We start from the raw sequence: 20,357 nt of genomic DNA, 5'->3' as shown, positions 1-20,357 counted from the left end.
GTTACGCCGAGAGTAGTTCGAGCCGCCGCTGGGGGCTCAGGCTGACGCCTTCGACCCCAGCCACCCCACTCGAATCCTAGATCGTTCGTATCGGCGTTCATCCGCGTCCATCGGCGGTTCCCCCTCCGTCCGTCTGGGTGCTCTCCGTGGCTCCGTGGTTAAACGCTACGCCGGCAGCGTCACGGCCCGCAGCACCTCGCTCGCCGCTTCGCTCTTGTTGAGCACGTAGTAGTGGATGCCGGCGACGCCCGACTCGATGAGCTGCTGCGTCTGCTCGGTGGCGAACTCGACCCCCGCGCGGAACTGCGCGTCGTCGTCGTCGCCCGCGGCCGACAGCTTGTCGATGAACGGCTGCGGCAGCTTGGCGCCGCACAGCGCGGTGATCCGCTGGATCTGGGCGAAGTTGGTCACCGGCAGCAGGCCCGGCACGATCGGCGTGGTGATGCCGGCCGCGTCGCAGGCGTCGCGGAAGCGGAAGAAGTCTTCGTTGTGGTAGAAGAGCTGCGTGATGACCGCGTCGGCGCCGGCGTCGATCTTGCGTTTGAGGTTCGCCAGGTCGGTCGCCAGGTCGGGGGCCTCGAGGTGCTTCTCTGGGTAGCCGGCCACGGCGATCCCCATCTCGGCGAACTCGCCGCGGATCATCGCCACCAGCTCGTTGGCGTAGCCGAACCCGCCGGCGGTCTTGGTGAACGCGGTCTCCCCCTTCGGCGGGTCGCCCCGCAACGCCACCACGCTCAGCACGCCCGCCTCGATCGCCTGGCGCAGGTAGTCCCGCAGTTGGTCCGCCGTCAGGCCGACGCAGGTCAGGTGGGTCGCAACCGGGAGGTCAAAATCCTTACGCACCTTGGCGACGATCTCCAGCGTCTTCTGCTGGGTCGATCCGCCGGCGCCGTAGGTGCAGGTGATGAAGCTCGGCTCGAACTCCACCAGCCGGCCGACGTGGTGGAACAGGGCCGCTTCGCCCGCGGGGCTCTTGGGGGGGAAAAGCTCGAACGACAGGCCGAATCGGCCGCCGGCGTACGCGTCGCGGAGGGTCTTCAAGGCAGCTCTCGGGATGGTTGAAAGTTCCCCACTACTCTACCAACCGGCAGCCCCCTGCAAAACCAACGAAAATACCTCCAGAGCGGAGGGCGAAAAGCCCGCTGAGCAGCCCCTGAGCACCCCCCGGGGCGCCCCTACGACCGCTTCAACCGGCGCTTCGGACGCGCCAACCTTTGGTCGGCGGCTGCTGGAAAAGCAGACCGCGGGCGCCTGCGACGTAGGGTTTCGGACCCCTTCCACCCACTCCGACCCCGCGAAGCTTGTTATGTTCTCTGGCCCGACCGTGCTGATCATCGCCCTGCTGCTTGCCGTCGCCCAGTTGGGCGCCGGGGTGGTGGTGGGGTTGTGGCTCGCTCGGCGCCGGGCCGAGGGGGCCTCGACCGACAAGGCCGAGGCGCGCCGCCTGGCGGCCGACCTGCGGCGGATCACCGGCGCCGTCACGCACTCGGTACGCCAGCACCACGAGCAGCTCCGCCACGCCGACCGCCGCCTGCAGGACGTGCAGCACACGCACGGCGACACCTGCCCCAGCCCCACCCACCAGGGCCTGCCGCTGACCGACCTGGTAGCCGGCGTCGTCCGCGAGATGCTGGCGGCCAACCAGAGGCTCTCCCGCGAGCTCGACGACGCGCACCGGCAGCTCCATCAACAGGCGGCCACGCAGCCGGGCGCTGGCGCCCCCCAGCAGTCGCTCGCCGACACGGTAGAAGGGTTGGCCCCCAACGAAGCAGAGCTAATCGACGGCCTCGACGACGTCTGCCGCGACGTGCGGGCATCGCTCCAGCGCCTGAGCGAACAACCGGCGTCGGTGTAGCCATCTCACTCCGTGAGCGGCCTCATCTCACGGAGTGAGATGGCTACACTCCGGGCGTCATTTCACGGAGTGGGATGGCTGCACGATGGGCGACATTCCGTCGCACCCTACAGCGCCGCGCCGCTGCGCCGTATCGTCATAGACAGACGCTCTTCTTGGCGGAGACCTAGTGATGCACACGTTCCCTCAGATGACGGCCGACGAGGCCGCCGCCCTCATCCCCCCCGGCGCCACGATCGGCTTCAGCGGGTTCACCCCCGCCGGCGCCGCCAAGGCCGTGCCCCGCGCGCTGGCGGCCCGCGCCGCGGGGCTCCGCGACGCCGGCCAGCCGATGCGGCTCCGCGTGCTCACCGGCGCCAGCACCGGCGCGGCCATCGACGACGCGCTGGCCGAGGCAGACGCCATCGCCTGGCGGGCGCCCTACCAAAGCAGCAAACCGCTGCGGCAGCGCATCAACCGGCAAGAGGTCGACTTTGTCGACATGCACCTGTCGCACCTGCCGCAGATGGTCGACTGCGGGTTCTTCGGCACGCTCGACTTCGCCGTCGTCGAAGCGGTCGACGTGATGCGCGACGGGCGGGTGTTCCTCAGCACCTCGGTCGGCGCCTCGCCCAGCTTCTTGCGCAACGCCGAGCGGGTGATCGTTGAGGTGAACCGCGCCCAGTCGCACCGGCTGGCAGAGATGCACGACATCGCCATCCCGCCGCGCCCGCCGCACCGCGCCATCACCATCGAGCACGCCACCGAGAAGATCGGCGTCCCCTACGCGTCGGTCGACCCGAAGAAGATCGTCGCGGTGGTGGAAACCGACGAGCCGGACAACGTGGCGGGGTTCTCGGCGACCGACCAACGCAGCGAGCGGATCGCCCAGCACGTGGTGCGGTTCTTGCTAGAAGAACGGGCCGCGGGCCGGATCCCGCCGGAGTGGCTCCCGCTGCAGTCGGGCGTCGGCAACATCGCCAACGCGGTGATGGCCGGCCTGGGCGCCGCGGACGACGTGCCGCCGTTTGTGATGTACAGCGAGGTGTTCCAAGACGCGCTGGTCGACCTGATGGAGCGCGGCCGGCTGCTGGGCGCCTCGGCCACCAGCTTGACGCTCAGCCCCGAGCGGCTCGCCCGCGTGTACGACCAGATGGACTTCTTCGCGCAGCGGATCGTGCTCCGCCCGCAAGAGGTGTCCAACAACCCCGGCATCGTCCGCCGGCTGGGGGTGATCTCCATCAACACGGTGCTAGAGATGGACCTCACCGGCTGCGCCAACAGCACGCACGTGGTCGGCACGCAACTGATGAACGGCGTCGGCGGCTCGGGCGACTTCACCCGCAACGCCTACCTGTCGCTGCTGGTGGCGCCCAGCACCGCCAAGGGGGGCGCCATCAGCGCCGTGGTCCCCATGGTCAGCCACTGCGACCACAACGAGCACTCCGTGCAGGTGCTGGTCACAGACGAAGGTCTGGCCGACCTCCGCGGCCTAGCGCCCGCGGCCCGCGCCAAGGCGATCATCGAAAACTGCGCCCACCCCAGCTACCGCGACTATTTGTACCGCTACCTGGAGCAGTGCCCGCCGGGCCACATCCGGCAGGACCTGAGCAAATGTTTTGAGATGCACCAGAGGTTCTTGGCGGAGGGGACGATGGGGCCGGCGTAGGCCGCTCACTCCGTGAGCGGCGTCATCTCACGGAGTGAGATGGCTACGCTACTGCACATCCGTGACGATGTGCCACTCACCGCCAACCAGTAGGGTGCGATGAAGCGCAGCGCAATCGCACGTTGCCGACCGCATGATGAGTTGGCGGTCGCCCCGCCGGCGGCATCGAAGCGTCGCTTGCGATTCATTCTCGCGGCGCCGGCCCGTCGGGCTGGTTACGCGCGCACTTGAGCGGCGGGGACCATCCCGCTCGAACGGCCGAGGTGCGATTGCGCTGCGCTTCATCGCACCCTACTTTCTTGGCGGAAGGGACGATGGGGCCAACGTAGGCCGCTCACTCCGTGAGCGGATTCATCTCACGGAGTGAGATGGCTACACTGCCGACGCTAGTCGAGTTTCGCCATGACTTGCTGCAACAGGTCGCGAGTCTGCCGTCGATCGATCTCCGGGTCACGCGCTTGCATAAACTCAGCCGCGTTCAGACTATCGCCACGTCGGCGGTTCTGTGGCGGCTCTAATGACTCGATCAAGATTGCCTCAAATGCATGAATTATCAAGTTGCTATCACATGACAGCAACGGGCGGGTTAGATGGCCGTGGTCATCGACTCCACAGAGCCCGAACCACGAGAATCGATCCCAACGACCATTGAGTCTATCCTGGGTGTGCTCGAACAGACGCTGACCGAGGCCTCGATCTACGCTGCGACCGACATAGACAACATCGCGTCGGTCATGGAGCAAATAGACTCCCCGCTGATCCGTAAAATCAACCGTATCGGCGCCAACCTGTTGGCGACCCAAGATGGACGGAGCCGACTTCCAGTAAACATTCTGACGAAGCCAGAACATACCCAGAGCCTGAATGATCATGTTATCCGATTCGCCATCGGCTTCCTCAATGGCGTCACCCATCGGAACATCGACCGAAGGAGCCATGGATTGATGGATCTTGAGTCCGAACAGTCCACGACCTGCCTTGTAAAAGGGCGAGTCGTAGTCCTCCCGAATCGATAAACTAATGATCGAATTAACTGAGTTTGCTGGAGTGGCGCCCAGCGCTTCGCGAAGCTCTTGATCGACAATCACTTCGGCAATGTCGGTGTAGTGCATCGCCTCACCCTGCTCGGTCAAAACTTTGAGGATGGCGGTCTTCCACGGAAGATTATCTGACATTGCTAAGGGCCCTGATCTAGGATTGACTCCACGAAATTATCACGATCTTCGCTACGCATCATAGCCATGCACGACAAGCCCCGCCTGCCGGCTTCTGAGAAGCAACATCTGCTCCGCTCCATGTCGGGCACAGCCTGACCTACCTCTCTGCTGGCAGCCACACCAGCACCAGCGACTCCACATCAATGTCGCTCTTCCGCGGGGCGATCTCGATCGGCTCGAGCACCAGCCGCTGGGGGTCGTACTTGAGCGCCGCTTCGACCTTCGCGGCGTCGAGCTGCTCGTCGAGCGCCGCGCGGGCCGCGGTGGCTTCGTCGAGGTCGGCCTTGGCGCGTTGCGCCTGGCCGCGCTCGGTGGCGGCTTGGCGGGCGGCGGTGGCCGAGGAGCTGGAGCGGCGGCTGACGGCCCTGCCCTGGATTGCGCTGAGCGCCAGGTCGATCAGCTTCCACACAAAGCCGAACAGCCGGCCCCAGAACTGCGAGTTTTGCTCGTCGTACTTCTTCTGCTTGCTGGCGACCGACGCGTCGGCGCGTTTGATCTTCGCGGCGAACGCCGTTTCGATGGCGTCCATCTCGGCCTTCAGCTTGCGATCACACGCGCCTTCGAGCCGTTGGCGGAAGGCGGCTTCTTCTTCGTCCAGGCCCGACCGCTCGCCCAGCGCCGCGCACTCCCACAGCCGCAGACGCTCCGACTGGTAGATCATCTCTTCGAGGTCGCGGCCGTGCTGCTTGAAGGCCTTTTCCGAGACCAGCCCGCTCGGAAACTCTTCAAACGGGAGCTCTAGCGTCGGCGTTTCGGCCAGGGTCAGCGCGTCGTCGCGCCGCTGCGCCTGGCTCCAGACCCCCGCCGCGGCCTCGTCGGCAAGCGGCGCCGTCCAGTAAAGGTCTCGCCACACGTCGATGTCCTCTCCCGTGGTGCGCACAAAGTGCGCCTTGGCGTGGGCGTAGAGGGCCGGCTGGTAAGTAAGCTGGGCGTCGCGCGGGAGCTTCTCTTCGTACCGGACAAAGCGCTCCGTCACCCCGTGCGGAACGATCGGTCGCCTCGAGCCGCGACCGTCAGGGAGCGGAGCTTCTACGGAAGAAACAACCGGCGGCGCCAGCGTATCCCTTACCGGGTCCATCAGCGTCTTCACCTGCTCGCGCGACAGCGGCCCCCGCAGGTAGCTCATCGCCCAGCGGGTGTGGAACACGCGCGGCGCGTCCTCGTGCACGTTGTTGATCAGGAACACCCGGCTCCCCAGCCCGGCGAGGGTCCGCTCCATCTCCTGCTTGTTGAACTGCGCGCCCGCCTGGGCGCTGGCGCCCTCGAGCCCCTCCATCACGCGGGCCTTGTCGCGCTCGGTCTGCAACCGCCCCAGCAGCCACGTGCCGCAGTTCGAGAGGCCCTTGTAGTCGAGATCGACCGGGTTCTGCGTCGCCAGCACCACCCCCAACCCGAACGCACGCGCCTGCTTGAGCAGCGTGAGCATCGGCAGCTTCGACGGCGGCGCCCCGACCGGCGGGAAGTAGCCGAACACCTCGTCCATGTACAAGATGGCCCGCAGGCTCCCCGTGCCGGGCTGGGTGCGCATCCAGGCCAGCACCTCGTTCAGCAGGATGGTGACAAAGAACATCCGCTGCGCGTCGTCCAGGTCGGCGATCGACAAGATCGACACGCGCGGCTTCCCTTCCGGGCTACGCAGCAGGTTGGGCACACTCAGCGGGGCGCCCTGCATCCAGCCCGCGAACGCCGGCGAGGCCAACAGGTTATTGAGCGCCATCGCTAGCTCGGCGCGCTGTTTGGCGGGGAAGAACGACTCCAGCTCCATCACCCCCACCTTGTCGAACGGCGGCTGCTGGATCTCGCGGATGAGTTGTTCGATCCCCAGGTCGCGCCCGGCTCGCCAGGCGTGGTCGAACACGTTCGATAGGAAGATGTGCTCGCTCGAACGCACCGGGTCGGCGTCGATCCCCAACAGCGCCAGCAAGCCGGACGCCGCGGAGCCGACCCGCGCGCGGTACAGGTCGACGTCGTCGATCAACTCTTGCGGCGGCGCGTTGAAGCTACGCAGCACGGTCAGCGGCACGCCGGCGGACGAGCCGGGGGTGAAGATGATCCGCTCGACGGAGTCGACATACCGCTGCACCCGCTCGGGCCCCTGGTCCCACTTGGCCAGCCCGTCGCGCCACAAGTCGGCGGTCTGCTGGGCGAACGCATCGGGGTCGACCCCCTTGCGGGCCGCCTCGCCCGGGTCGATCCAGGGGCGGAAGTCCTCGGGCCGCAGCTTCGGGAACGCCAGCAGCAGGTTGCCGAGGTCCCCCTTGGGGTCGATCACGATCGCCGGGATGCCGTCCAGCGCCGCCTCTTCCAGCAGCGACACACACAGCCCCGTCTTCCCGCTGCCGGTCATGCCGACGCACACGGCGTGCGTGGTCAGGTGCTTCGAGTCGTACAGCAGCGGCGTGGCGGAGGTCTGACCGGTGGCGAGGTCGTGGTCGCGGCCGAGGTAGAAGGAGTTGCGGTCGTCGAGGTTGGGCATGGTCAGTAGTTGCCTAGAGAAGCACAACGCGGCGAAAGAAAGATCTTATTGCACTCAAATCGCATTGTAGTAAACTATGATTGCCTGGATGCTGACGTGTTGAACCTGGGTGCAATAAGGCTCGATCCATGTCACAAGTCTTTCCCACAGAAGCCTTTGCGTCAACACCGACAGGCACAATGGTGCCCACGGACGCGGAAGTTCTCGCCTTTCGCCCGAACGATCTGCCGCCCAAACTAGAGATCGACTCTGCTCTTCAGTGGAAGCACGACCAGGCCATTCTAGCGATCGGCGAGCTGCGTGCCGTGCTGCCAACGCTCCCGAACGCGGGGCTCGTAACCGAGCCTTTCAGCCGACGTGAGGCGGTGCTTTCGAGCCGGATCGAGGGGACACGCACCGGGCTCGAGCAGCTCTACGTGTTTGAAAAGCAGAACCGGTCGCCCTTGGCCGACGAGACAGGGGACGACCGCGACGCGCGCGAGGTGCACAACTATGTCACTGCGCTGCGCCACGGCGTCGCGCTGCTGCCGAAGCTTCCGATCGGGCATCGCTTGTTTTGCGAGATGCACGAGCGGCTGTTTGATGGGCTGGGGCGGCCGGGAGTCGAGCCGGGAGCGTTCCGCCGGCAACAGAACTTCATCGGCCGGTCGACGCACATCGCCGATGCGACTTTTGTTCCGCCGCCTCCCGCTGAACTGGCGGCGCTCACCAGCAACCTAGAGCGGTACGTCAACGGGCCACGGACGTTCCCGGTGCTGGTGGATATCGCGATCGCCCACTACCAGTTCGAGGCGATCCATCCCTTTGCCGACGGCAACGGGCGCATCGGCCGCATTCTCATCACGTTGATGTTGGCCGAGACGGGCCTGCTGCCCGACCCGTTGCTGTACCTCAGCGCCCACTTCGAGCACAACCGCCGCGAATACTACGACCGCCTACTGGGGATAAGCCGCGGCGGAGATTGGCTTGCGTGGGTCGATTTTTTTGTCGAGGGCGTGGGCATCGTCGCCCGCGACGCGGCCCGACGAGCACGCAGCTTGCTGGCCCTGCGTGAACAGACGCGGCAGGAACTGCAGGAATCGGGGCAGTCGTCGCGGCTCTTTACCTTGGTCGATGCGCTCTTCGCGACGCCCGTCACCACCGTCAATCAGGCGATGGAGACGATGGGGCTATCGAGCTACCGGGGCGCGCAGAAGAACGTCGAGCGGCTGATACAAGCCGGCTTTCTAACAGAGATCACCGGGCAGCGGCGCAACAAGGTATACGTCGCCAAGCCGATAACCGACCTGCTCGACGCACCGTCGGCCTAGCGCCCGGCCCTCACTTCAGCACGTTCTTCAAGATCGCCGCTACCTGCTCGCCCCCTTGGCTCTTCAGGTACGCCAGGATCGCGGTGGCGAACTTGCTGATCATCGCCGTGTCGAGGCCGAGCGATTCGAAGCCCTTGGCGACCTTCGCCAGGTCGCCCAGCTTCTCGCCGATGTCGCCCAGGCCGAGCTGCTTGGTGATGCCCCCCAGGGCCTTGAGCATCCCCCCCTGCTCTCCCGCTTCGCTGCTGGGCGCTTCTAGGTCGGGCGCCTTGCCCAGCATGCCGTCGAGCCCGGGGATGAGTTCTGAGATTTGCGAGAAGTCACCGGAGCTGAGCTTTTCCTTTGCCAGCTTCATCATCAGCCCCGTGCCCCCCTCGGCTTGATCGGCGGAGACCCCTAGCTGCTGGACAAGATCATCGACAAGGCTCATGGTTACGTTCCTAGAGGGTTGCACGGCGACGCGGTTCGTTTCGGCCGGCGGCATTATCGAGGTAATCAGCGGGCTTTGAAAGTATTCCGCGACGCAAACCCCGCAGTTTTTCGGCAAACTATTAGGTACGGGGCTGACAGGCAGGTGCCACGCTACTCGCTACTGCTGACCTGCGTCGCGATCGGGTTAACCCTCGCGGCGGACCGTTTGGCTGCTGCCGCCGGGGGGCTCGACCTCCAGCCGGCGCCCATCGACCGCGTGCCGGCGGGGCTCGACTTCACCGAAGCCCCCCCCGCGGGTTGGACCCACCTGCCGATCGTCGCCACGCTGTCGATCAGCAGCGGCGACACCGGCGCCGCCAGCGGGCTGGTGTCGAAGTACGCGCAGATGTTCGGCACGGTGGTGATGGCGAGTGTCGATCGCAACCAGGCCGGCGCCCACCGGTTGGGGCGGGTCGCGATCGGGGTGATGATCCCCTGGCGGGGCGCCTACCGCACGGTCGACGCCAAGTCGCAAGAGATCGGCTTCGTCGGCCGGCAGGCGATGCCGAGCATCATCAAGAAGCTCGACGCGATCACCCGCGTCGCCCGCTACGACTCGGCCGTGGTGTTTGACGTGCCCGCGTTGATGGCGGACGACGGCCGCCACGTCGAGCGCGTCGTCCGGCACTTCGTGTGGTGCTCGCCCAAGACCGGCGACCTGGCGACCGCCGTGTGGCTGATCGACGCATCCGACCCCGCCCGGCGGCGATTGGTGGAAGACTCGTTCGTCTGGATGCCCTCGGGCTACATCGACCGCCGCCGGCTGCACGTCGACGGCCGCGAGTTCACCCTCGGCATCCCCGGCGAGCGGGCGTTTGCGGTCGAGAGCCTGCCGGCCGCGGACCGCGCCAAGTTCTCCCCTAAGATGGCGGAGGTGGCGGCGCTAGCAGAGTTCGACAAGCAAACGCTCTTCCAGCTCGCGTCGGAGCTGGCTAAGTCGATCCAAGCGGCGAGTCCGTCAGAATAAACTCGCCGATCCCCGAGGCGCATCGCTCGCCCCTGGCCCCTCGCCCCTCGCCCCTAACCCCTCGCCCCTCGCCCCTCCCCTATGCGTTTTAGCCGACTGATCTGGGCCAACATCTTCAACCGGCCCGTCCGGTCGTTGCTAACCATCTCCGGCGTGGCCGTGGCGGTGGGCGCCGTGGTGGCGCTGGTGGGGATCGCCAGCGGCTTTGAGCGGTCGCTGCGCGACGTGTACGAGAGCCGCGGCGTCGACCTGATCGTGCTGCAGAGCGGCAAGCTGCAGCAGGTCTCTAGCGTGCTGCCGCAATCGATCGGCGAAGAACTGGCCCGCGTCGAAGGGGTCGACAGCGTGGCCGCGATGCTGATGGACGTGGTGGCCCTGGGCGGCGACAACTTCGGCGTCCCCGTGCTGGGGCTCAGCCCCGACGAGTTCATCCTGCAGCAGTTTAAGGTCACCTCCGGCAAGCGGCTGCGCAGCGACGGCAGGCGCGAGGTGCTGGTGGGCCACGCGCTGGCCGAGGGGCTCAAGCTCGCCGTCGGCGACCCGATCGACGTCATCGACGGCGAAACCTTCACCGTGGCCGGCGTGTGCGAGTCGACCAACGTCAACGAGAACGGCGCTATCATCATGGCGCTCGCGGACCTGCAGGAGCTGATGCTGCGCGAGGGGGAGGTCACGCTGTTCGGCGTCCACGCCGGCAAGACCGACCCCCACAGCATCCAGCAGCTCCGCGAGCGCATCACGGCGGAAGACGGCGCGCTGGCCGCCGCGGGGAGCAAGCTCTCCGTGTCGGACTCGCAGCAGTTTGCGGCGCACTCCGCCGAGATGCGGATCGCCAAGTCGCTCGCCTGGCTCACCAGCACGGTGGCGCTAATCGTGGGCGCGGTCGGCATCCTCAACACCATGCTGATGGCGGTCTTCGAGCGCACCGGCGAGCTGGCCATGATGCGCGCCGTGGGATGGCGCCGCAGCCGCGTGATGAGCCTGGTGCTGGCCGAGGCCGTGGGCATGGCGGCCGCCGGCGCCGTGGTGGGGTCGCTCGGCGGCGTGCTCATCACCCGGCTGCTAGCACTCACCCCCGCCGGGGCGCGGATCATCTCCGGCCAGATCGCCCCGGAGGTGATCCTGCAGGGTTTCGCCGTGGCCTTTGTGCTGGGGGTCATCGGCGGCGCCTACCCCGCCTACCGCGCCGCGCGGATGGAGCCCATCGACGGCCTGCGGCACGACTAGGTCGCTGCGCGACCGGGGCTGGGGGCTGGGGGCTGGGGGCTGGGGACGCGCGAGCGATCTGGTAGCTTCTTCCTGAGACCCCCGACGACAATCGGGCCAGTTGTGACCGATGTGCCAGGAGAGGGACTTCCGATGCGCTACTTGCTGATGCTGCTGCTCGTTGCTGGCTGCGCTATCCCCGCTCGCGCCCAACTCTCCGTCCAGCAAGGCGCCGCGCGGCTGGCCGGGCAGAACATTACCGGCGTGACCATCATCACGCACGGTTTCACCGCCACCAACAACGGCGGCGGCTACATGCTGCCGCTGGCCCAAGACATCCGCGGCCGGCTGGGGACGGCCGGCGCCAATGCGTGGCTGTTCGACTACGACCTGACCAGCGACGGCGGCACGGGCGTATTCGCCACCGGCACCAGCGTGCTGCCCGCCGCCGGCGCCAGCGGCCTCTCAGGCCACGTGGTGCTGCTGTACGACTGGGCGCCCGAGAGCAACGAAACCAGCCCGCGGTGGGGCGAGTCGAGCGGCGACGCGTTGTTCGCGATCGGCGTTGAGCTGGGGCTGTTCGATCCGCTCACCCGCTCGGCGCCGCCGGTGCAGTTCATCGCCCACAGCTTCGGCACGGCCGTCACTAGCGAAGCGGTGGAGCGGCTCGCCGGTTACGGGGTGACGGTGGATCAAGTGACGCTGATCGATCCGCACGACTTCGACCAGTCGGACGTGCCGACCTACGACCAGGCGGCCCGGCTGTTCGACCTGGGCAAGCCCGCCGGCTACGGGGTCACGATGTGGGACAACGTCGCCGAGTCGGACGTCTACTACCAGACCCGCGGCAACCAGGGGGGCCTCTCCTCGCTGGTGACCGCCGACCCCGAGGGCCGGCCCATCCCCGGCGCCACGAACCGCTTGCTCGACGCCGCCGACGAGCTGCCCCCCGGCAACCCCTACGGCACGTTCAGCACCGACAGCGACCACGGCTACGCCTGGAACACTTTTTATCGCGGCACGGTGCTCGGCGCGCGGCCCGCAGGAACCGCCGCGTCGGCCACACCGAACTTCAACTACAACACTACCGGCTGGGCCCACAGCATCCACAACCCCAGCCGCGTGCCGCTGCCGGCGCCGGCGTTCTTCGGCCCGGGCCAAGACCACGAGCACACCGAGTCGCTGCTAAGCAGCCCCAACGGCACGCCCAACACCGCGGGGCTAGCCTCACTGGGGCTCACCAGCGAGACGATCAACACCGCCCGCTTCGCCCCCGACTACCAGCCCGGCACGATCGTCAACGGCGGCTTCGACGACGGCGCCGTGAACAGCACGCTGGTGGCCGGCTGGAACCACCACGGCGGCGGGGGCGACTCGGGCGCCCGCATCGTGGAGAGCGGCCCCGAGCGGTTCCTGCGCCTCAACGGCAGCGCCGAATCGCGTACGCACAACTTGACCTACATCCCACAGAACGCGTTGTCGCTGGACTTCGACCTGCGGATCGGCGCCGCCAGCAGCGACGACGTGCTGCAAGTGCTGGTGGGCGAGTCGTTGCTGGCGACGATCAGCGCCACAACAACCACCGCCGGCTGGATCGCGCAATCGCTCGCGCTGCCACTCTCGGTGCGCAACGCGGTCGAAACGCTCACGGTGCGGATCTTGTTCGGCGGCACGTTCTTCAACTCCCCCACGATCGACCTCGACAACTTCGCCTTCACCCTCGGCCCACCCCCCGGCGACTACAACGCCGACGGCTTCGTCGACGCCGCCGATTACACAGTGTGGCGCGACACACTCGGGACAGCAGGCCTGGGCCTCGCCGCGGATGGCGACCTGAGCGGCGTGGTTGATGCACGCGACTACCAGGTGTGGCGGGCGCATTTTGGCGAGGGGAGCGCGGGGCTGGGCGCCGTGGCGAGCGTGCCGGAACCGGCGGGGTGGGTGGTGGCGGTTCTCTTTGCATTCGCTCTGCCGACGAGTAGCATTAGGGTGTGGAGAACGTAGTCCGGCAGGAGAACGACCGATGCAAACCGACCTCGTATCGCTGACTACCGCCCTGCTTGCCCTAGTCGATGCAGGGGACGGGATCGCGGAGCTGGTGGACCCCGAGACAAACCGGGTGGTTCGCATCGTCGAGGCGCCGCCGGCGGGGCCCGCGTTGTCGGACGAAGAAATCCGTGAGAAGTTGGAAGAGGCACGGGCCGACTTTCGGGCGGGGCGCTTCACGACCGGCAGCAGAGCACGCCTCAATCAATGAACGACCTCCACCTCATCAGCGTTCGGGAAACGTCGTCGACGGTCGTCACTGCCGTCGGCGCCCAACTAACCGCGCGAATCGCCGGGCAGTCGTTCTTCACCGGCGCGGAGGCATTCAAGAAGGCCGCCGAAGTCGCGAGCTTGGTCTCCGCACTGAAAGAGGTCGGACTTTCAGAGGATGATATCCGCCTGCTTTCTGTTTCAAGTGAAGTAGAGAGCGGGCTTCTGACAAAGTCCTCGTCCGCCACGTACCAAATACTGATTGATTGCCGATCTACGGAACTGCTCGGTCGCATGCTGACGGCAGTCTCTTCGCAAAAAAACTCGAAGATTCTGTCTGTGGCGTGGCAGTACGCAGAACTCGACCAGATCAAACGTCAATTGATCCTCACTGCTGTTCGCTCGGCGAAAGATGCGGCCATGGCGATGGCCGCGTCACTCGAAGTCCCACTGCTAGGCGTTCACAAGCTGTCTTACGACGTATCTGGGCTAGACACGAACATCCGCGTCCCGGACGAATCGGGGCTAGCCATGCGCGTGAAGGCGAGATCGACCGCCTCGCTTGACAGCCTGAGCCTGACTCACACCGCAACGGTTATGGCCACGGTGAACGCTGAATTTGTAGTTGATGGGTTTGCCAAAGTTTCCGTCGCCTGAGTTGAACGGCGGTATATCAAGAGTCTGAAGTCCTCGTGACAGGGTCCAAAATGGCAGTGCAATCTTGGCGGGAGATGCTCCGCGGACTCTCCAGCGACTGCGAGTTTTCGCCGCCGACGACTGAGTATCAACTGGAATCGTCCGAGCGTGAGCTAGGTGCTGGTCTGCCGGATGATCTTCGCTCGCTCCTTTCGGAAACGAACGGCGTTACCGCGGAGTACGGAGTAGCACTAATCTGGCCGATTGAGCGGATCTTGAACGATAACATGGCGTTCAGATCGAATCCTGAATTCCGCGAGCTGTACATGCCCTTCGAACCGCTTCTGTTCTTTGCTGACGCCGGCAACGGTGACCAATTTGGTTTCAGTGTCCTGGCGGGTTGCGTTCGCCGAACCGATGTTTTCACCTGGAATCACGAAGACGACAGCCGGACTTGGGTAGCACCGACACTCGCACGCTACCTCGAAGGGTGGCTGTCGGGTCAGATCAATCTGTAGCTAGGCGCCTTGCACAACACCGCGCCGTCTCAGCGCCTCTGCGTCTCCGCGAGAGACAAACACCCCTCCACCAACCCCGCCAGCACCTCCACCCCCGGCGACTGCATCATCTGCGCATGGTCGCTCGGCACGTCGTAAACGTCTACGCCCGCGCACAGCGGGCCCCATCCTAGCTCGCGGTCGTCCGACAGCGTGCTGGTCTTGGTTTGCTCGGCGGCGCGGAACAGCGCCACCCGGCCCGGGTAGTACTCGGCGCGGTGCGAGTGGACCGCGCCGACGTTCTTTTGGAACACTTGGTAGATGTGGGCGCTGGCGGCGAGCTGCGCGGCGTCGACCAGGCCCGCCTCGACTGCGCGCTCGGTAAAGTAGGCCGCCTGCTCGTCGGGGCCGAGTTGGCGGAGCTCGTCGATGGGGAGGTGCTCGAGGTCCGGAAACAGGGCTTGCAACAGCGGCGCCAGGTTCGATTCGTCGAGGTCTTCTTCGCTCGGCACGGCGCCGGCGTCGAACAGCCCCAGCAGGCCGACCTCGGCGCCTTCGGTTTTCAGCTTGATCGCGACGGCCTGCGCGATGTTTCCGCCCAGCGACCAGCCGCACAGGTGGATGGGGTTCGTGGGCGTGTGCTCGCGGATCACGCGGGCGTAGTGCTCGGCTAGCTCAGTCATCGTCTCGTGGGGCGGCGCAGCGCCGTCGACCCCCACGGCTTGAATCCCGTACACGGGGCGTTTGCCCGCGAAGTGTTCGGCCAGCTCGCGGTAGCAAAACACCGCGCCGCCCGCGGGGTGGATGCAGAACAGCGGCGCGCCGTTTCCCTCGGTCTGTAGCGGCACCAGCGACGACGCCCGCTGCGCCCCCTCGGGGTCGCGCAGCAGCGCCGCCAAGTGCGCCGGTGTTGGTTGTTGGAATAGCGCCGCCAGCGGCAGCCGCGCCCCGGTCCGTTTCTCTAGCTCGCTCATCGCCTGCACGGCCAGCATCGAGTGCCCGCCGAGCGCGAAGAAGTCGTCCTCAGCGCCGATGGGCGCGAATCCCAGCAGTCCCTCCCACACCTTGGCGACGGTGCGTTCTTCATCGCTGCGCGGCGCCACGTACCCCGTGGCCCACGCCGGGCGCCCGCTGGGGGGTGGCGGTAGCGCGTCGCGGTCGATTTTGCCATTGGTGGTGCGGGGAAGCTCATCCAGCACCACAAACGCGCCGGGGATCATGTACTGCGGGAGCGTTTTAGCGAGCGCCGCACGCAACTCAGGAACCAACCGCGCCGCGCGACGCTCCTCCAACGGACGACTCACCAGCATCGAGCCGGTAGCGCCCCCTCCCAGCAACCCAGCGCCCGGAGTTGTAGCGGAGAAAGCGGGTACTTCAGCACCGAAGCCTCCGGGCGCTGGGTTGCTGAGACGGGGCGCTACCGGCTCAATGCGCTGTTCGGACGCAAACCACACGTCGTACTGCTCTGCGTGCTCAGGGTTCGGGCGGACCGCGATGTCGTACCCCTCGGGGGGATCGATCCGCCAGGCGTCGGGGTGCAGCCCCAGGGGCGCGGTATCGATAGCGCGTACGTCGGACAGGTCTTCCGGACCGGCGGGGTCTTTCAGGGTCCGCCACAACGCCACGTCTCGCGCAACGCGGGCGTTCTGCACGCCGCGCACCACCAACCGGTCGTAGCGTTCGCTACGCAGCAACGCGGTGATCGCGGCGGGGTCGTCGTTGGTTGATTCGTACGCAGCGGGAATTGCCGGCGCATGATCGAACCGCAGCACCGCGTCGTAGCGGAACTTTTGCAGCTCGTTGTCGCCGGCGCCGTGCTTCAGGCGGAGGTCGACGTCCGCTAATCGGGGCAGCTCGGCGTGCAGGGTCGCGAACAACGCCGGGTCGATCAGCAGCTCCTCTTCGCGCCGCAGCCGCGCCTCGACGCGGCCCAGCAACTCGCGGCGGGTAAGCGTCGGCTCGGCGCGGGCCAGTTCCACTCCGGCGGCCATCGCTTCGGCGAGGCGTAGGTCGCGGAGGTCGCCCAGGAAGATGGCGCCCCCAGGGTTAAGCAGCCCTTCGGCCGTTTGCAGCACGCGCAGCAGGTAGTCGAACGACGGGAAGTACTGCACCACCGAGTTGAGCACGATCACGTCGAACTTCTTGCCGGCAAGCGGCCCGACCTCGTGCGCGGCTTGGTGAAACAGATCCACGTGTGCGGGCCAGCCCTCGTCGGCGTGCCGCTCAAGCACGTGCGTTAGTTGCTTCAGAGAGCGGTCCAGAAAGTCCGTGCCGACATAGCTGGCGGCGTGCGGCGCCACCCGCAGCAGGATCAGGCCGGTGCCGCAGCCGATCTCCAGCACGTTCGTGGGGCGCAGCGCTAACACGCGCTCGGCCGTGGCGTCGGCCCACTGGCGCATCTCTTGCTTGGGGATCGGCCGTCCGGTGTAGGTGCTCACCCAGCCGGTGACGTCGAACTCTGGGTCGCGCAGCGCGCCGGCCGCGCGGTGCGACTGGTCCATCAGGCTCTGCCACGCGCCCAAGTGCTCGCTTTCTTCCTCGTCGGCCGACGACTGCTGCGGCACGACGTAGGCCGCTAGTTGTTGGGCGCCGGCCGCGTCTTCGACGATGGTGGCGTACGCCTGCCGGACCAGCGGCAGGCGCTCCAGCGCGGCGGTTACTTCGCCCGGCTCGACACGGTAGCCGCGGAGCTGCACTTGGTCGTCCACCCGGCCGACGAACTCCAGCATCCCGCCGCTCCCCGTGGGCGTGGGGCGCCAGCGGCCCAGGTCGCCCGTGCGGTACATCCGCGCGCCGGGCTGAGCGCTGAACGGGTCGGGCAAGAACTTGGCGGCCGTTTCATCGGGGCGCTTCAAGTACCCGCGGGCGACGCCGGCGCCGCCGATGTAGATCTCTCCTGTCACGCCGATGGGCGCGAGCCGCTGGTTTCGGTCCAGCACGTAAGCGCGGGTGTTCGCCAGCGGCGCGCCGATGGGGGGCTGGCCCGTGAACTCTGCCGAGAGCCGATGGATACAAACCCCCACGGTCGCCTCGGTCGGGCCGTAGCCGTTCATCACCAGCCGTCCGGGCATCCAGCGGCGGGCGAGCTTGGCGGTCTGGCGGTCGCCGGCCGTGAGCACCGTGGTGAGCAGCGGCAGCCCCTCGGGCTCGAGCGTCGCGAGCAGCGCCGGCGGGAACTTGCCAACCGTCACCCGTTCGGTGTGCAGCAGCCGGGCGTACGCCGGGGGCTCGAGCAGCGCCGGTTGATCGATCACCACCAGCGTGGCGCCGACGCTCATGCCCAGCACCACCTCCGACAGCCCGCCGTCGAACGTCGGCGAGAAAGCGTGCTGCAGCACGTCCTCGCGGGAAACGCCCATCCGTTGAATCTGCGCGCGGACGAAGTTCACGATGTTGCGGTGCTCAACCACCACCCCCTTCGGCCTACCGGTGGAGCCGGACGTGTAGATGACGTAGGCGGCGCCGCTGCTGGGGGGTATCGCTTCGCGATGGGGTGTAGTGGCTGCGCCACTGGGGTTGGGGGCTGGGGGACGGGCGGCTTCGCCGATCGGTAGAGTGCGGAGCGCAGCGACGGTGGTCCGTTCCGGGGATCGCTTGCGCGTGCTCCCCTCCCCGGCAGGGGGAGGGGCGGGGGGAGGGGGCGTCGGAGCGGAGATACCTTCCCCCACCACGACCACCGCCGCCCCCGTCTCTTCCACCACCAGCGCCCATCGCTCCTCCGGCCCGTCCGCGTCCACGGGCACGTAAACGCCTCCGGCCTTGAGCACCGCCAGCAGCATCACGACCGAGTCGGCCGAGCGCGGCAGCGCGACCACCACGGCCTCTTCGTACCCGACGCCCAGGCGCCGCAGCGAGGCCGCGATCCGGTCGGCGTCTGCGTTCAGCTCGGCGTAGGAGATCGACGCGCCCTGCCAGCGGACCGCGACGTGATTTGGTTGTTCTGCGGCGTGGCGTTCGAACAGCTCGTGCAGCAAGCAGTCGTCACCCAGGTCGGTGTCGGTCTGGTTCCACGCGGCGAGCCGCCCGCGCTGCGAGGGGTCGAGGGCATCGAGCTCGCTCACGCGCTGCGTCGACGCCTGCAGCGCGCTCGATAGCAGCGTCTTGAACGACAGGACGAAACGTTCGATGGTCGCGCGCTCGAAAAGCGCCGTCGCGTACTCGGCCTGCCCCACCCAGCGACCGGCGTCTTGCCAGAAGAACAGCGTCAGGTCGTACTTGGCGGTGCCGTTGTCCACCATCACGGGGCGGACGGTCATCCCCGGCGCCGCGGCGAAGTCCCGCGGCGGGTTCTGTACGACCAGGGCCGTTTGAAAGAGCGCGCCGTGGCTGGGGTCGCGGCCGGGGGCGACCGCTTCGATCAACTTGTCGAACGGCAGCTCTTGGTGCTCGAAAGCCGACAGCGAAGTCTGCTGGACGCGGCCGACCAGCTCTACGAACGTCGGGTCGTCGTCCAAGCGGGTGCGGATGGCCAGCGTGTTCACAAAGAACCCGATCAGCCGTTCGAGCTCGCTCCGTTCGCGCCCAGCCACCACGGCGCCCACCACGATGTCTTCTTGCCCCGTGTGCCGGGCGAGCCACGCCTGGTAACCCGCCATCAGCACTACAAACGGCGTGGCGCCCCAACGGCGTGCCGCGGCGTCGAGCGCCCCGGAGAGTTCGGCGCCCAGGTCGATCTCGACGAGACCGCCCACAAAATCCTGCGCCGCGGGCCGCGCGTGGTCGATGGGGAGCTCCAGCGCCGGGGGCGCCCCCCCGAGCTGCTCCTTCCAGTACGCCTGCAGCGCGTCGAGCCGCTGGCCGGAGAGCCGGTCGCGTTGCCACACCGCGTAGTCTCTGTACTGCACCGCAAGCGGCGCGAGGTCGGACGACTCGCCGGCGGACCGTGCGCGGTAGCACGCGGTCAGCTCGTTCATCAACACCGCCATGCTCCAGCCGTCGGAGACGATGTGGTGCATCACCAGCAGCACAACGTAGCGCTCGGGCGCCTGCTGGAAGACCACGCAGCGCAGCAGCGGCGCGACGTTCAAGTCGAAGGGGGTGCGGGCGTGCTCGCGCACCAACTCCCAAAGCGCCTCGTCGTTGGAGCCGGAAGCGTCAGCGCCCGGAGTTCCTGTCGCACCTTGCGCATGCTTAGCGTTGCGATCTGCTACCAGCTCCGGGCGCTGAGTTTCTGAGACGGGGCGCTTCCGGCTCAATGAGGAATCGATCCACTCGGGCTCGATGGTTGCGCTCTCAAGCACACGGCGGTGCGGGGTCCCATCCACCAATTCATACGCGTAGCGTAGCGTCTCGTGCCTCGCGACTAGGTCGTTCAGGGCCGCGGCGAGCGCCGCCCGGTCCAACGGTCCGGTCACCTCCGCCGCCAGCGGCATGTTGTAGAAAGGGTGCTCTGGCTCGAGCCGGTCCAGCAGCCACAGCCGCTGCTCGGCAAACGACAGCGTGCCGCGGCGCTGGGGGGCGCAGCGGGGGATGCCGTCCGCCCCGCCCCGCTCGGAGGCGCGCTGCAGCAGTTTGCGTTCGAGCGCGGCGCGCTGCTCGGGGTTCAGCGCCGCGAGGCGAGCGGCGAGGGCCTGGTCCATCAACTACCCCGTAAGGTTAACCACAGAGCCACGGAGAACACGGAGACGGAAGGAGGCAACGAAAGAGCCTCTCGCAGAGGCGCGGAGACGCAGAGGGAAGAAATCGTAGGTGTCCAAGTTTCTGCGTCAATCTGCTGGCGAGTCTAGTGTGACAACCCCTCCAAACTCTGCGCCTCCGCGCCTCTGCGAGAGTTCTTGAACGATGAGGCGTGCACCCTCTCGTCCGTCTCTGTGCCCTG

The 20,357-nt window shown here is 67.0% G+C and carries 14 protein-coding genes; 9 read left to right on the top strand and 5 right to left on the bottom strand.

The features are described 5' to 3' along the window. Nucleotides 1-165: 165 nt before the first annotated feature. The gene (gene metF / locus Pla175_RS01220) at nt 166-1,041 is read right to left on the bottom strand and encodes a methylenetetrahydrofolate reductase [NAD(P)H] (RefSeq protein ID WP_145280524.1); all 876 of its coding nucleotides are present in this window, start codon (nt 1,039-1,041) and stop codon (nt 166-168) included. A gap of 265 nt (nt 1,042-1,306) precedes the next feature. Here metF and Pla175_RS01215 point away from each other — a divergent pair, with 265 nt between their 5' ends. Further along, complete coding sequence (locus Pla175_RS01215; RefSeq protein WP_145280522.1) at nt 1,307-1,855, top strand: hypothetical protein; 549 nt, start codon at nt 1,307-1,309, stop codon at nt 1,853-1,855. Nucleotides 1,856-2,027: 172 nt separating this feature from the next. After that, entirely contained in the window at nt 2,028-3,503 is a 1,476-nt protein-coding gene (locus Pla175_RS01210) for a succinate CoA transferase (protein ID WP_145280520.1), read from the top strand. 386 nt (nt 3,504-3,889) lie between these two features. Here Pla175_RS01210 and Pla175_RS01205 read toward each other — a convergent pair whose 3' ends face one another. Continuing rightward, on the bottom strand, nt 3,890-4,678 hold the full coding sequence (locus Pla175_RS01205; protein ID WP_145280518.1) for an HTH domain-containing protein: 789 nt from the start codon (nt 4,676-4,678) through the stop codon (nt 3,890-3,892). A gap of 139 nt (nt 4,679-4,817) precedes the next feature. Beyond that, complete coding sequence (locus Pla175_RS01200; protein ID WP_145280515.1) at nt 4,818-7,196, bottom strand: ATP-binding protein; 2,379 nt, start codon at nt 7,194-7,196, stop codon at nt 4,818-4,820. Between the two features lie 179 nt (nt 7,197-7,375). Between Pla175_RS01200 and Pla175_RS01195 the strand changes: the two genes are divergently transcribed. Further along, complete coding sequence (locus Pla175_RS01195; RefSeq protein WP_197527187.1) at nt 7,376-8,506, top strand: Fic family protein; 1,131 nt, start codon at nt 7,376-7,378, stop codon at nt 8,504-8,506. Between the two features lie 10 nt (nt 8,507-8,516). On the opposite strand, the gene Pla175_RS01190 is transcribed toward Pla175_RS01195, so the two are convergent. Beyond that, a complete protein-coding gene (locus Pla175_RS01190; protein ID WP_145280510.1) occupies nt 8,517-8,990 on the bottom strand; it encodes a DUF2780 domain-containing protein in 474 nt (157 codons plus the stop codon). A gap of 90 nt (nt 8,991-9,080) precedes the next feature. On the opposite strand from Pla175_RS01190, the gene Pla175_RS01185 reads away from it, so the two are divergent. The 6 genes from Pla175_RS01185 to Pla175_RS01160 all read left to right on the top strand — a co-directional run bounded on the left by Pla175_RS01185 (nt 9,081) and on the right by Pla175_RS01160 (nt 14,560). Then, on the top strand, nt 9,081-9,944 hold the full coding sequence (locus Pla175_RS01185) for a hypothetical protein (RefSeq protein ID WP_145280508.1): 864 nt from the start codon (nt 9,081-9,083) through the stop codon (nt 9,942-9,944). Nucleotides 9,945-10,025: 81 nt separating this feature from the next. Next, on the top strand, nt 10,026-11,171 hold the full coding sequence (locus tag Pla175_RS01180) for an ABC transporter permease (protein WP_145280506.1): 1,146 nt from the start codon (nt 10,026-10,028) through the stop codon (nt 11,169-11,171). A 132-nt stretch (nt 11,172-11,303) separates the two neighbouring features. Then, on the top strand, nt 11,304-13,154 hold the full coding sequence (locus Pla175_RS01175) for a hypothetical protein (protein WP_145280504.1): 1,851 nt from the start codon (nt 11,304-11,306) through the stop codon (nt 13,152-13,154). Nucleotides 13,155-13,173: 19 nt separating this feature from the next. Further along, nucleotides 13,174-13,407 (top strand): hypothetical protein, encoded by a 234-nt coding sequence (locus Pla175_RS01170; RefSeq protein ID WP_145280502.1) that lies wholly within the window; start codon nt 13,174-13,176, stop codon nt 13,405-13,407. Then, complete coding sequence (locus tag Pla175_RS01165) at nt 13,404-14,063, top strand: SIMPL domain-containing protein (RefSeq protein WP_145280499.1); 660 nt, start codon at nt 13,404-13,406, stop codon at nt 14,061-14,063. The genes Pla175_RS01170 and Pla175_RS01165 overlap by 4 nt, the downstream gene beginning before the upstream one ends. 50 nt (nt 14,064-14,113) lie before the next feature. Further along, nucleotides 14,114-14,560 (top strand): SMI1/KNR4 family protein, encoded by a 447-nt coding sequence (locus Pla175_RS01160; protein WP_197527185.1) that lies wholly within the window; start codon nt 14,114-14,116, stop codon nt 14,558-14,560. Between the two features lie 29 nt (nt 14,561-14,589). Here Pla175_RS01160 and Pla175_RS01155 read toward each other — a convergent pair whose 3' ends face one another. Then, nucleotides 14,590-20,118 (bottom strand): non-ribosomal peptide synthetase, encoded by a 5,529-nt coding sequence (locus tag Pla175_RS01155; protein WP_145280497.1) that lies wholly within the window; start codon nt 20,116-20,118, stop codon nt 14,590-14,592. Between the last annotated feature and the right edge of the window lie 239 nt (nt 20,119-20,357).

The organism is Pirellulimonas nuda, from assembly GCF_007750855.1.
Lineage (GTDB): Bacteria > Planctomycetota > Planctomycetia > Pirellulales > Lacipirellulaceae > Pirellulimonas > Pirellulimonas nuda.
This window is presented reverse-complemented; position numbering and strand designations above follow the sequence as displayed.